The sequence below is a fragment of the Phytoplasma sp. genome, assembly GCF_035187685.1.
Taxonomy (GTDB): domain Bacteria; phylum Bacillota_I; class Bacilli_A; order Acholeplasmatales; family Acholeplasmataceae; genus Phytoplasma.
Genome location: NZ_CP131022.1, coordinates 313,651 through 328,378, shown reverse-complemented (window position 1 = coordinate 328,378; position 14,728 = coordinate 313,651). Strand labels below are relative to the sequence as shown.

Genomic DNA, 14,728 nt, shown 5'->3' with positions numbered 1-14,728 from the left:
TGATTTACAAATAAAAAATTATTCACTTATAATATCTATATTTGTATCTTTGCTTTTTTTATTAACAACAACTGTGAATAATTTATCATTATCTTTTAATTTAGATAATTTGATGCCTTGAGTAACTTTAGATTTCAAAGTTGGAATTTTATTATTATTTTCTAATCTAATAATTTTTCCTCGTTCAGAAATTAAAATTAATTCATCTTCGTTTAAAACAATTTTTAAAGCAATAATTTTACCATTTTTAGGAGTAACTTTTAAGGTTTTAATACCTTTTCCGCCTCTTTTTTGATTTTTATATTCGACAACTTTGTTTTTCTTGCCATAACCTAATTCAGTTACAACTAAAATATCTTGTTCATCTGATTGAACAACAGCAGCACCTATGATGTTTTCATCAGAATCTAATCTCATTCCGATAACTCCACTACCCATTCTACTAGTTTGTTTGATAGATTTTTCGTTAAAACGAATAGCTTTTCCATTAGAACTAGCCATAATAATATCTTGGTTACCTATACTTTTTAAAACTGTTAAAACTTCATCATCTTTTTTCAAGTTAAATGCTATTTTACCTTTATTTTGAATATTTTGATAATCTTTAATATTATTTCTTTTAATTAAACCTTTTTTAGTTATTAAAACCAAATATTTATAATTTTGTTTCAAATCAGGTTTTAAACTTGCTACAGAAGTTAAAAATTCTCCTTCGCTTAAAGGAATTAAATTAATCAATGGTATTCCTTTAGCTTGACGTGAGTAATCAGGTATTTCATAACCTTTCATACGATAAACTTTACCTTTGTTGGTGAAAAACAATTGATAATCATGAGTTGTGGTATTAACCAAATGTTTAACGAAATCGTTTTCATTCATAGTAATTCCGCTAACACCAGTACCGCCTTTATTTTGTCTTTTATAAGTATCTATTCCTAAACGTTTAATATAACCTTTATTAGTAATAGTAATTAAAATGCCATCTTTTTTGATTAAATCTTCATCAGTTATATTAAATTCTTGATCTTTGCAAATAAAAGTTTTTCTTTCGTCTTTAAAATTTGTTTTCAATTGAAGTAAATCTTTTTTTAAAATATTTTCTTTTTTGCTTTGAGATTCAATAATTGAATTACATTCTTCAATTTGTTTAATTAATTTTTGTTCTTCGATTCTAAATTTTTCTATTTCTAAATTAGTTATTCTTTGTAAACTCATTTCTAAAATATATTTACTTTGAAGTTCATCAAGATTATATTTTAAAATTAATTTTTCACGTGCATCTTTAACATCTTTAGAACTTTTAATTAATTGAACAGCATCATCAATATCATTTAAAATAATTACTGCCGCTTTTATTAAATGTTGTTTTTTTAAAGCATTTTTTAATTCAAATTGTTTTTGACGATTAATTATATTTATTCTAAAAGAAAAAAAAGCTTCTAAAATTTGTTTCAAATTAACTAATTTAGGTTTTTTATCAATTAAAACAACCATATTGAAATGAAAAGAGATTTGAACTCGAGATCTTTTATATAAATTGTTTAAAAAGATTTTGGGATTAATATCTTTTCTTAAATCAATAACAATTCTAATCCCTTTACGGTTGGAAGATTCATCTCTTAAATCTGTAATACCATCTAAAATTTTGTTTCTATATAAATAAACAATATTTTTAATTAAATTACTTTTTTTGATTTGATAAGGAATTTCGGTAATGACTATCGAGCTTTTATTTTTATCAGAAGTGATAATTTCTGTTTTAGAACGAATAATAATTTTCCCTTTTCCTGTTTCATAAGCTTCTTGTAATTTATCAATGCCTAAAAGTTCCCCTCCTGTAGGAAAATCAGGACCTTTAATATATTTCATTAAGTCAACAATAGAAATTGTTTTATCATCTATATAAGCAATTAAAGCATCTACTACTTCGCCTAAATTATGAGACGGAATATTAGTTGCCATTGCAACCGCAATCCCTGTAGTCCCATTTACTAAAAGATTAGGAAAACTAGTAGGTAAAATATTAGGTTCTTTTTCACTATTATCATAATTATCTACAAAATCAATGGTTTCTTGATCTATTTCTTTAATTAATTCCATTGCTATTTTAGACATACGTACTTCTGTATAACGCATTGCTGCTGCAGAATCGCCATCAATAGACCCGAAATTACCATGTCCATCAACTAAAGGATAACGATAATTGAAACTTTGAGCCATCCTTACCATCGCTTCATAAATACTACTATCTCCGTGAGGGTGATATTTACCCATTACATCACCGACAACCCTAGCCGCTTTTTTATAACTAGATTGATAAGAAACACCTAATTCTTTCATACTATATAAAATTCTTCTTTGAACTGGTTTTAAACCATCTTGGATTTCTGGTAAAGCTCTAGAAACAATAACGCTCATGGAATAATCTAAAAAAGCTTTTTCCATTTCTTGATTAATATTAACATCTTTAATAATCCCTATATTTTCAGCAATATCAGAATTATTTTCAGTTAAAGAAATATTTTTTTTAATTTTGTTTGACATAATTTTTATCGCCTTTTTTAATATTGAAAAAAATAAAGAAATTATTAAGCATCTATTTCTGCTTTAGTAGCGTTATCTTCAATAAATGCTTTTCTTTGAGCAACCATTTTACCCATTAATTTATAAAAAACTTTATCTGATTCTATAACATCGTCCAAAGATACTCTTAATAAAGTTCTTTTGCTCGGATCCATAGTAGTTTCCCACAGTTGTTCGGGGTTCATTTCGCCTAAACCTTTATATCTTTGAGAAGAAATTTGTTTATTTTGAAGCTTCAAACTATCTTTATATTTAGTATATTCTTGTTCATTATAAAAATATTTAAGTTTTTTACTTCTATCTTCTACTTTATATAAAGGTGGTTGCGCAAAATAAACATAACCATTTTCAATCAAAGGTCTTAAATTTCTGAAAAAGAAAGTAAGTATTAAAATTCTAATATGCGCTCCATCAACATCAGCATCTGTCATAATAATAATACGGTGATAACGAGCTTTATTTAAATTAAATTCTTTATCAATGCCAGTACCTATAGCTTGTATCAAAGAAACAATTTCATTATTACTTAAAACTTTTTCTACACGTGATTTTTCTACATTAATAATTTTACCTCTTAAAGGTAAAATAGCTTGAAACTTAGAATCCCTACCTTGTTTAGCAGAACCTCCTGCCGAATCACCCTCTACAATGTATAATTCTGATAAACTAGGATCTTTAGTATAACAATCAGTTAATTTAGAATTAAAATTTAATAATTCTAAAGACATTTTTTTTCTAGTTATTTCTCGTACTTTTTTAGCAGCTATCCTAGCTTTCATAGATAATAAACATTTATCCATAATTTTTTTAGCTTCTTGAGGGTTTTCTAATAAATGAATTTCTAAAAATTCTCCGAAAGACCTAGAGACGAATTGCCTAACTTCTTGATTACCTAATTTATTTTTAGTTTGTCCTTCAAACAAAGGATTATGATGTTTTAAAGAAATAATAGCCGTTATACCTTCTAAAGTATCTTCACTGATCAAACTAGTTTCTTCTTTTTTTATAAACTTTTTTTCTTTGGCGTATTTATTCAATATTCTATTTAAAGATATTTTAAATCCTTCTTCATGAGTTCCACCTTCTTTAGTAGGAATATTGTTCACAAAAGAATAAATATTCTGAGTATAATTTTCTGTATATTGAAAAGTAATTTCGTAAACAATTTGCTCTGCAGAATATTCTTTATAAAAAATTTGATTTAAAGTTGTTTTATTTTGATTTAAATAAGCAATATATTCTTTAACGCCATCTTTATAATAAAATTCAAATTGTTGTAATGGTTCTTTTGTTCTATCAATAATTTTCAATTTAATATTTTTATTTAGGAAAGCTATTTGTTGAATTCTTTCTTTTAAAATATCTAATTTATAAGTAAAATTTTCCATATTTTCAAAAATAGTTGGATCAGGAGTAAAAGTAATTATTGTTCCTCTTTTGTCAGTAAAACCTTTTTTAGTTAAAGGGTTTATAGGAATTCCTTTTTCATATTTTTGATAATATATTTCGTTGTTCAAATGAATTTCTACTGTAAACCAAGAAGAAAGAGCGTTAACTACAGAAGCGCCTACTCCATGTAAACCACCCGAAATTTTATAAGAAGAATTATCAAATTTACCACCTGCATGTAAAGTAGTTAAAATAGTTTCTACAGCCGGTTTATTAGTTTTTGGATGAATATCGACAGGAATTCCTCTTCCATTATCAGAAACACGAATAACATTATTTTCTAAAATTTCTAAAAAAATTTCGTTAGCAAAACCTGCTAAAGATTCATCAATAGAATTATCTATAATTTCCCAAACCAAATGATACAAACCTTTTTCAGAAGTAGAACCGATATACATCCCAGGTCTTAGTCTAACCGCTTCTAATCCTTCTAAAACTTTAATACTATCAGCATTATATTTTTTATTTTTATCCATTTGTAAAATTCAATTCTCCTTATTATCGTATGTATAATATGAACTTCAAAAGAATACAAGAATACAAAAATTTATATTGTATATCTATAAATATTAAAGTCTTTTCTTATTTTTCACAATATTTCTTTATTAATTTTTTGATTATATAAATACAAAATATTTATAAAGAATTATAACATAAAAATAAGATAATTTAAATAAATATTCACGTTTTTACATTGTTTATTTTTTTATTGTAAAACATAAAAATTTGAAAATAAAATAGTAATAAACAATTATTTCTTTTTTAGATGCACAAATTAAAACTAAAATATTTGTAAAAATAACTTAAAAATAAATGTAACATATAAAAATAAAACTTATTTTGCTTTTTTATAATTAATCTTATTTAAATCTTTTTCTAATCAAAATGTTCAATAAAATAATTATATAATATTTTGTATTAGGAATAATTTTAACTAAAAAACCTTTTATTTTGATTTGTAAATTAAACTAATTTTTATTTTTTACATAACTCCAAGATATATTATAATAAATTTATCTAAAAAAATAAAAAAACAAACTTTATTACAAAAAATGTTTCAAATATATAAAAAACATTTATAATAGTTTTGGTGGTTTTTAAATAAATCCACTTTTTATAAAAAAATAAATAAAAAATAAATAAAAAATAAATAAAAAATAAATAAAAAATAAAAAATGAATGAGGAATTTATAATAATTAATAAAAAAGATACATTTGCTACAACCGGCGCAAAATTATTTATTATTACATTTATGTTTACATTTTTAACTTCTTTAGCTTTTTGTTTTGTTTTACTGCCTAAAAATCATAAATATTCTGTAATTTCTTCTAACACTTCTTCTACAATAAATGATGATTCGCCTGCAAACGATGGAATAAGTCAAGAAAATGATATATCATCTGAAGAAGAATTAGAAAAAGAATTATTAGATAATAACGAAGAATCAATTTCAACAAAAAAAAATAAAAAAAATAGTTTTGCTCGATTTAAAAAATTGATGTCCTCTAATTTTAACAAAAAAAGAAAAAATTCTGAATAAAAAATAAAATTAATTATATTCGAATTAATTTATAAAAATATACTTAAAAAAGTAATGATTATTTATAATTTTAATTTAGATAATTAAAACCCAAAAATTAATAAACCAAATTATTTATTGAACAAATAATAAATAATTTGGTTTTTTACATTTATATCTTATTTTTTATTTATTTGTCCTTACTCTCTTCGTTTTTATTCCGTACTTTACTAATCCATACTTTACTAAATGTCCATTTATAATATTACCGATATTTATTATTATCAATGTTTTAGTTATTTATTATAAAAATAAAAGCTTTTTTCAATAAAAAACTAATTTAGTTCTGAGTTTTATTTTATATAATAAAATATTATATAAAATATATTAATGTAGAAATTTTTTATTTCTTATGCAAGAAATAAGTTAAATATTTTATCTTTCTACGATATTTTGATCAAAATTTTTTTAATTTTTTTTCAAAAGAAAAAGAAATAAAATAACTATAAACAAAATAAAATCCTAAAATATCTTTAAGCAATTTTCAAAAATAACAAATAGCAATTTATTTTATTCAAAGTTATTTTATAATTTACTATTAATAATTTGCTATTATATTAACATCAGAACCAACAAAATATTTTCATAATTTTCATAAACATTTTTATTTTTTTATGTCAATCGAATATTTTTTTAATTCTGTAATTTCTATTTTTTTATCTAAATTACTGTTTTATTGTTTTTAAACATATCATATTTGTTCGCATCATGTAAATGTTTAAACTATTATATTTTTAATTCATAATACATTTAATAAATAAAAATATTCAGGAATTTCTGTTTTACAAAGTTTTCTTTAAAAAACGGCCTCAGATATCAAAAAGAAAAAGATTGAAATCGAATAAAAGAATCTTAATACAATAAAAAAATATTTTTTTCTTTAGGCTTTCAATAATTTTTAAAATTTTATCATTAAATAACAAAAATAACAAAATCATCTTTTAAATAAAATAAAAATAATTCCTATTAGTTTTATGATACTAAAAAAGATTAATAAATTTACATTTTTTTCATAAATATTAATAAAAAATATTTAAATAAAAAAATTGTCAAAAATTATTATAATAATAATATAATTTCTTTGTAAATAACAAAAATTAAAAATTCAAAAATAATATTTTAATTCTATATAATAAGGGTCATATAATTAATGAAATTCGAAAACAAAGTAATGTTGATAACTTATCCTGATTCATTAGGACAAAATCTTCAAGATTTAAATAAAGTTCTAAAAGAAAATTTAGGTAACGCTATAGGTGGAATACATATTTTACCTTTTTTTCCTTCTACAAGTGATCGTGGTTTTTCGCCATCAGATTATAATATCGTTGAACCTTTATTTGGGACATGGGAAGATATTGAAAAATTAAGTAAACAATATTATTTAATGTTTGATTTTATGATCAATCACATTTCATCTTCATCTGTAATGTATAAAGAATTTCAAAAAAATCATGACCAATCAAAATATAAAAATTTTTTTATCCGTTGGGAAAAATTTTGGTCTCAAAAAGGAACAAATAAACCCACCGACAAAGATATTAATTTAATTTATAAACGTAAAGATAAAGCACCTTTTCAAACTATTAATTTTGAAGATGGAACAACAGAAAACCTTTGGAATACATTCGGCGTAGATCAAATTGATATCAATATAAAAGATATAGTAGCCAAAGAATTTATAAAAAAAACTTTAAAAGATATGGCTAATCATGGAGCTAGTTTAATTCGTTTAGATGCTTTCGCTTATGCTTGTAAAAAAATAGATACAAATTGTTTTTTTGTAGAACCAGAAATATGGGAACTATTAAAAGAAGTCGATAATATTTTAAAACCTTTACAAGTAGATATTTTACCAGAAATTCATGAAAATTATAAGATTTCAAAAAAAATTAGTCAACATAATTATTTTATTTATGATTTCGCTTTACCTTTGATAGTTCTTTATACACTGTATTCAGGAAAAACAAAAACTTTAGCTCATTGGTTAAAAAATTCACCTATGAAACAATTTACTACTTTAGATGTTCATGATGGCATAGGTGTAGTAGATGCTAGAGAGATTTTAACAGATGAAGAAATTAATTATACTTCTGACAAATTATATAAAATAGGAGCTAATGTTAAAAAAATTTATTCTTCGGCTTCATATAATAATTTAGATATATATCAAATTAACACAACTTATTATTCTGCTTTAGGTAATGATGATTATTCTTATTTATTAGCTCGCGTTTTTCAAATATTCGCTCCAGGAATTCCTCAAATTTATTATGTAGGATTATTAGCCGGAGAAAATGATATTAAATTATTAGAATCTTCTCAAGAAGGTAGAAATATCAATCGACATTACTATTCATTAGAAGAGATCCGAAAACAAGTCAAACGCCCTATTGTTAAAAATCTTTTAAAATTATTGTCATGGAGAAATGAATGTCCAGCTTTTGATTTAGAAGGTAGCATTTCAGTAGAAACAACTTCAAAAGAAGACGAAATTAAAATAAAACGTACAGATAAAGCAAAAAAAAATATAGCGACCTTAGAAGCTTGTATAAATAAAAAAGAATTCATCATAAAAGAAAATGATAAAATAGTTTTTGAATCGCTTAAAATAAAAAAATAATTCCTAAAAAATTTTCTTAATTAATTATTTGTATTTTAAGAAAACGAAATGATTATAAAACTATTATTACGTGTTTTTATGTTTTATTTAACTTTATTATAAGGATTAAAAATAAACAATGAAAAATAAAATAATTTATTATAACGCCTAGAAAATAATAAAAGATGCGTTTGCATCAAAAATTATCCAAAATATAAAACAAATTGTTAGAACAAAAATAGATATTATATTCAAATGCAATGTGGAATCTAAATGACAAATTCCTTTCGATACACGACATATATTATAGTTGATCTTTTTTTTTTTTTTTTTTTTTTTTTTTGCAACTAATAATCAAAATAAACAAAATATTCAAAATAATGCTTTAATTAATTATTAAATCTAAAAACGAAATTAAATGCTCATAGTCAATCAAAATAGTTATCTAATTTGTTTCTAGTGCCCAAATAGGGTTTATTTGGCTAATGGCATAAAATATATAAAATTAGAAAAAATCTATCGCCCTAATAAAATTATTAATAATTAGCAACAAACAAATATTGAATTTAAAAATTCAATTGATTTATTATCTACTTCAAACAATTTATCAATTGTGACCAAAAAAAGATATAAAACAAATCATAAATAAAGAAAAATAAATAATACAATTAAAAGAAAAAATAAAAAATTTCAAAACTCAAATAAAAAATGTACAAGAACAAATTAATTTCTTAAAAGATTACAAATTATCACTTTATCATTTAAAAGTTGATATAACTGCTAATAATTATAATCAAAAAAAATTTATATATTAAACGAATCAAAAAAAACAATATAAAATAAGAATTTTGGGTTTTTATTTTAGAAAAAAACAAAAAAATGAAAAAGAAATAATTACTTAGTTTTTATATTATATAAATAAGGAATAAAAAATATTATAAACCTAAAAACCCAATTATTTATAAATACTTGTAGATAGTACAATTATATCAAAAGCAACTCATTTTATTTATTTAATCACGAAAAATATTATTAAAAATAATTATTTAATTTTCGTTATTTATACGAATTAATTTTCATGTATAATAAAAATGCTTTTTATTATAAATTTTTTTATTAAATTAATTGACTACACGATAAGAAAGGCAATTCGTTGAAATTAAATAAAAATAATAACATTTTTTGTATACTTTTTTTTATAATATTTTTTTTAAACATATTTTATTTTTTTTATAAGTTAAAAGAAAATAAAAAAAACAATATTATAAATAAAATTGCCAATAATGAACAATTAATCAAAAAAATAACTTTAGATGATGGCCATATACAAGAATTAGATTTTTTTACAAATAAAATATTAAAAAAAATTTCTCCTAACGGTCATATACAAGAATTTGATCCTATTACAGGAATTTTATTAGAAAATAAAAAAATTCCTGAAGACGATCTTTTAATAGAATATATTGATTTAAATAAAAATATAATAAAAATGTTTTCAAAAAATAATAATTTTCAATTAATATATGATTACCAGAAAGAACAATTAAATAAAATTATTGATAAACAAAATAATATTAAAGAATATGATTATAAAGAAGATGGTTTGATCAAAGAATTATATTTTATTAAAAATAAAATAAATGATAATAAAATGAATGATGAAAAAATAAATTTAAAATATCAAAAAACATACAACGCTAAAAAAGGTCATTTATTACAAAAAATAAATTCAAAAGGGATTATCAAAGAATATAAACCTTGTTTAGTAAAAGAAATCTTTCCTAACGGAAACATCAGAAATTATAATGCATTTTCTTTCCAAGAAATCACGTCAGATAAAAAAATAATAAAAGAATATAGTTTAAATTCTCAAAAATTAATTAAAATAATTTACAACAATGGGCATATCAAAGAATATGGTTTATATTACCATAAATTAACAAAAGAAATTTTTCCCAATGGCGACGTAATAATATATGAACCTTTGACAGGAAAAATAATTAAAAAAATTATGAAAGATGGAACGATACAAGAATATGACGTTTCTACTGGTTTTATACTCAAAGAAATAAAACCAAATAAAGAAATATTAGAAACAATAATAGAATATGACAAAGACAACCATAAAATACTAAAATTAATTTTACCAAACCAAAATATAATAGAATTCGAACATGATTCAAATGAAATCAAACAAATAATTTATCCGAATGGTACTAAAATAAAAACAATCAAAGAATACGACCTAAATAACAAAATATTATTAAAAATAATTTTACCAAATGAACATATTAAAGAATTCGATCCTATCACTAAGAATTTAATAAAAGAAATTTTACCTGACGGAACAATTAAAAAATATGATTCTATAAAAGAATTATTAACAGAAGAGACATTGCCAAATGGAGTAAATATTAGATATGAATATAACAAAATAACAGATGAATTATTCAAAAGTATTTCTTCAGATGGTACAATTATTGAATATGATTTATATTTAAATAATAAAAAGTTATATGATTAAATAAATATTATTTATCATATAACTTTTTATTATTTAAATATAAAATTTGATTAAATAAAATCATTTTCAACAATAAATTAACGGAAACAAAATACTAGTTAATATAACTATAATATCTCCACCAATACGCGTAGATATTTGAGCATAAGGAGATAATTCCATAGAATCTGAAGCTTCTAAAATAGCGATATTACCAATTCCTCCAATACTATTAGAACAAAGACCGGCAGAAATAGCAGATTGCACAGGATAATATCCGAATTTATTACCAATAATAGCAGCTGATAAGGCAGTTATTATTACACATAATAAGCATATTAAAACAAAAGATAAATTGAACATAGAATCCTTTATTTTATTAAAATCCGTTCCTATTCCTAATAAAAAGAAAATAGCAGATGTAAAATTAGTTGTAATAAATTTAGAAGATTGATCAATACATTTAACATAATAAGCAGAAATTAAATCAAAAAATTTAAAAATTATTACTAATATAACTAAGAAAATAATAATCGGGGGTGCAGATACTTTGTTTAAAATAGGTATAAATTGAAATAATTTTGATACACCTTCTCTTAAAATACCGCTTAATATATAAAAAGAAAAAGTAGCTATTAAACCGGTAGTAATATTTTCGTAACTAATTTTGAATTCTGTCTTTTTAATTTCAGGAGTTATTTTTATATTTTCTTTATCAGTTGCCATATTTTTTTCTAACATTTTATTTGGACTACTATATTTACTTTGACCCCATATTTTTTTTATTAAACCAGATACAATAACACTGAAAATACCCGCAATTAATAAAGAAGGCAAAATATGAGCTTTAAAAGCATCTTCTGTTCCACCATTGTTGACTTGTGAAAAAATTTTAGATAAAGGAATTATACCACAAGTAATACCACCACAAGAAATAGGAATAAAAATATAAAATATAGAATCTAAAAAATTATTTTTAGTGCTTGCCGCACCTAAACCTTTTATAGGTTGTAAAAAGAAACCTATTGTTCCAACAAATAAAGCTGATATTGTTAAAGAAATAATTACTAAGGGCAAAAATTTTTTTAACATTTTACCTAAAAATTCTTTTTTAATGCCTATAAGACTTCCTACTATTAAAGAAGATATAAAAAAATCAGTAAACCCAATGCTTTTATCGTTTTTACCAAAAAAATCAGCTTTTTTAATAAATTGTTCTTGAAAATTTTGAAAAGTATCATTACCAAAATTATAATGAAAAACAAAAGCAGGAATAAGCAAACATAAAATAGGACCGCCACCTATATTTTTTAAAATAGGAGTTTTAGAACCTATAAACTTTAGAATGCCAGCAAAAAACATGATAAATAATAACATTGACATAAAATTATGCCAAGGTGATTCTATGTTTCCATGATTATAACTTAAAAATACATGAACTAAAATCAAAAATAAAATCATTATAATTAAAGATAATGAAAAACCTAAAATAATTATTTTTTTATTTTTTTTTTCACCTAAAGAAGTAATGTCTGAATTGCTAATTGTTTTCATTAGTAATATATATTTTCTTTCTATAAATGCAATTAAATACATTAAGTTTTACTAAATTTAGTAATTTTGATTAATATGCTAAAAAAGTATAAAAGATATTATCTTATCCTCAAAAAATAAATACAAAAACATTATTTATCCTATAAAACATCTATTATTTTAATTTTTTTAACAAATGTTCTATAAAATCAAAAACTGTTTCTGGAGAACGAGAAGTAACAAAAATATCACTAGTAACTGCTTTTTCGTTAGGACAATAATTACCTTTTATATATTTTTCGTAACCTGGATAACAAGTAAATTTGTGATTTTCTAATAAATTTAATTTACCTAATAAAGCAGGGGCAGCGCAAATAGCACCAATAATTTTTCTATTATCAGTAAAATATTTTAAAATTGTTAAAATTTTATTTAAATTTATTTTATCTTCTTTTAATATTTTTTTGACATAAGGACCTCCTGGAATAATTAAAAAATCATATTCAGATAATTGAATTTCATCAATAAATAAATCTGACTTTACCATAAGTCTTTGAGAGGAAAAAACTTCTAAAGTAGCATTTGAAGTAAAAGTAACAACATCTAATAAATTTTTTCTTAAAAAAGATCTTGTTGCTAAAGCTTCACAATCTTCGAAACCATTATATAAAAACAATAAACCTTTTTTCATAAGCCAATAACATACTCTTTTCGTGTTGAATTCAAAAAATATAATAAAATAATTTAATATTTAATTTTATTCAAATCCTAAATAATTGTATCATTATTTTATATTAAATTTGTATATTACATAAAATTTTGCTATTTTCCTTAAAATAATTTTTATATATGTTATAATTATCTGGATATGTATTCTTTTATAAAAAAAATATCCATTAAAATAAATAAAAATAAATAAAAATAAATAAAAATAAATAAAAATAAATAAAAATAAATAAAAATAAATAAAAATAAATAAAAATAAATAAAAATAAATAAAAATAAATTTAGAAAAGAGAATAATTAAAAAATTACTAAATTGTTAATACGAAAAAAATATCTCAAAAATAAAATTTTGCTTTACTTTTTATATTATTGCATATTTTGTGTTTTCATCTACATTTTTAGTAAAAAAATCCAAGCAACACAAATAATTCAAGAAGGCAAAGTTACTAAAATTTTGGAGGAAATTTTAGTAAAAAAGAGAAATGCCGAAACAGAATTAAATATAGCTAAAAAATTAAAAAATAAAATCGATCATTCTTTCGTTCAAAATTTTTTATTAGACGATGCAATACAAACGATAGAAAACGAAAATGATAAAAACACGGCTATAGGTCAATTAACAGAAGCACAAAAAGCATTTCAACAAGAAACAAATGAAATCCTTTTAGACCAAATTGTTATTTTATTAAAAAATTCACTTCAAAATTATAACAAAAGTATAACTAATATCAAAAAATATAAAACTTTAGTTAACAGAGAAATAATAAAAAAAGAAATCACAGAAATAAAAAGACTTTTAGATAAAACAAATGATTTTTTTTATAATAAAGAAAGTGCAATCAATATAAAAAAAGAAATACAACAAGAAATGGAAAATATAGAAACAAAAGAAACGGCAGCAAATTTATTTAATAAAGCGAAATTAATACTAGAAGAAGCAGAAAATAATTACTCAACAAATAATAATATTAATAATAATGAAAACATAAATAATAAATATGATCGAGCCACTTTTTATTTTCAAGAATCTTTTAAAAAATATCAAAAAATAAAAATAAATTTAAAAAATTTTTTTATAGAAATATTTCAAGAAGATAAAATAAAAGAAGAACAAAATTCAAATAATAATAAAATAACATCTTTATTAAACGAACAAAATAAATTACAAAAGCAACAAATTATTATGTTAATTATGAATCTAACTATTTTCATATTTATATTTTTTTTCATTAAAAAAAAATATACAATTAAAAATATTTTGTCTAAAAAAATTCCATATAAAGAGTTAACCTTAAAAAAGAGTTTATAAAAGCTCTTTTTTTTTTTTTTTTTTTTTTTTTTGTAAATTTGAATATTGGTATTATAATAAAACAACAAATGCTAAAGCATAATTTTTACTATGAGAAATTGAAATCATAATTTTACAAGTTAAATAAGAATTTATGACATAAGGAAACCCAGATGCTTCATCATTCAAAATAGACCAATCAGAATAATTATTTTGGTAATCACCTTTACGATAAGCTTTAAAAATAGCTTCTTTAGCGGCCCATCTGCCAGCTAAAAAACTAATTTTTCTTGTTAAATGATTAATCTTTTGATATATTAAATTTTCTTCATTAGACAAAATCCTATTAGCTATTTTATCTATTCCTACTTTTTTAATTTCTTCTAATTCAACTAAATCCACACCAATATTTTTCATTTATTATAACCTTTTTTTATATAATATTTAGTTATTAATTTGAATAA

9 protein-coding genes are annotated in these 14,728 nt (G+C 21.4%); 4 read left to right on the top strand and 5 right to left on the bottom strand.

Going from position 1 to position 14,728, the window contains the following annotated elements:
* Positions 1-18 precede the first annotated feature (18 nt).
* Both gyrA and gyrB read right to left on the bottom strand, forming a co-directional pair.
* Positions 19-2,544, bottom strand: a complete 2,526-nt coding sequence (gene gyrA, locus Q2306_RS01495) for a DNA gyrase subunit A (RefSeq protein ID WP_323847544.1) — start codon at positions 2,542-2,544, stop codon at positions 19-21.
* A gap of 44 nt (positions 2,545-2,588) precedes the next feature.
* Positions 2,589-4,508 carry a DNA topoisomerase (ATP-hydrolyzing) subunit B gene (gene gyrB / locus Q2306_RS01490; protein WP_323847543.1) on the bottom strand — a complete coding sequence of 640 codons (1,920 nt, stop codon included), beginning with the start codon at positions 4,506-4,508 and terminating at the stop codon, positions 2,589-2,591.
* Positions 4,509-5,207: 699 nt separating this feature from the next.
* Here gyrB and Q2306_RS01485 point away from each other — a divergent pair.
* From Q2306_RS01485 to Q2306_RS01475, 3 genes are all read left to right on the top strand, one after another.
* The gene (locus Q2306_RS01485; RefSeq protein ID WP_323847542.1) at positions 5,208-5,573 is read left to right on the top strand and encodes a hypothetical protein; all 366 of its coding nucleotides are present in this window, start codon (positions 5,208-5,210) and stop codon (positions 5,571-5,573) included.
* Positions 5,574-6,762: 1,189 nt separating this feature from the next.
* A complete protein-coding gene (gene gtfA, locus Q2306_RS01480; protein ID WP_323847541.1) occupies positions 6,763-8,235 on the top strand; it encodes a sucrose phosphorylase in 1,473 nt (490 codons plus the stop codon).
* Between the two features lie 1,132 nt (positions 8,236-9,367).
* Positions 9,368-10,738 (top strand): hypothetical protein, encoded by a 1,371-nt coding sequence (locus Q2306_RS01475; RefSeq protein WP_323847540.1) that lies wholly within the window; start codon positions 9,368-9,370, stop codon positions 10,736-10,738.
* 66 nt (positions 10,739-10,804) lie between these two features.
* Here Q2306_RS01475 and Q2306_RS01470 read toward each other — a convergent pair whose 3' ends face one another.
* Both Q2306_RS01470 and Q2306_RS01465 read right to left on the bottom strand, forming a co-directional pair.
* Positions 10,805-12,271 (bottom strand): 2-hydroxycarboxylate transporter family protein, encoded by a 1,467-nt coding sequence (locus tag Q2306_RS01470; protein ID WP_323847539.1) that lies wholly within the window; start codon positions 12,269-12,271, stop codon positions 10,805-10,807.
* 154 nt (positions 12,272-12,425) lie between these two features.
* Positions 12,426-12,941: a DJ-1/PfpI family protein gene (locus Q2306_RS01465; RefSeq protein ID WP_323847538.1), complete on the bottom strand. Its 516-nt coding sequence runs from the start codon at positions 12,939-12,941 to the stop codon at positions 12,426-12,428.
* A gap of 348 nt (positions 12,942-13,289) precedes the next feature.
* Here Q2306_RS01465 and Q2306_RS01460 point away from each other — a divergent pair, with 348 nt between their 5' ends.
* Positions 13,290-14,285 carry a hypothetical protein gene (locus Q2306_RS01460; RefSeq protein WP_323847537.1) on the top strand — a complete coding sequence of 332 codons (996 nt, stop codon included), beginning with the start codon at positions 13,290-13,292 and terminating at the stop codon, positions 14,283-14,285.
* Positions 14,286-14,336: 51 nt separating this feature from the next.
* Here the strand turns inward: Q2306_RS01460 and Q2306_RS01455 are convergent, their stop codons facing one another.
* Positions 14,337-14,681 carry a 4'-phosphopantetheinyl transferase superfamily protein gene (locus tag Q2306_RS01455; protein WP_323847536.1) on the bottom strand — a complete coding sequence of 115 codons (345 nt, stop codon included), beginning with the start codon at positions 14,679-14,681 and terminating at the stop codon, positions 14,337-14,339.
* Between the last annotated feature and the right edge of the window lie 47 nt (positions 14,682-14,728).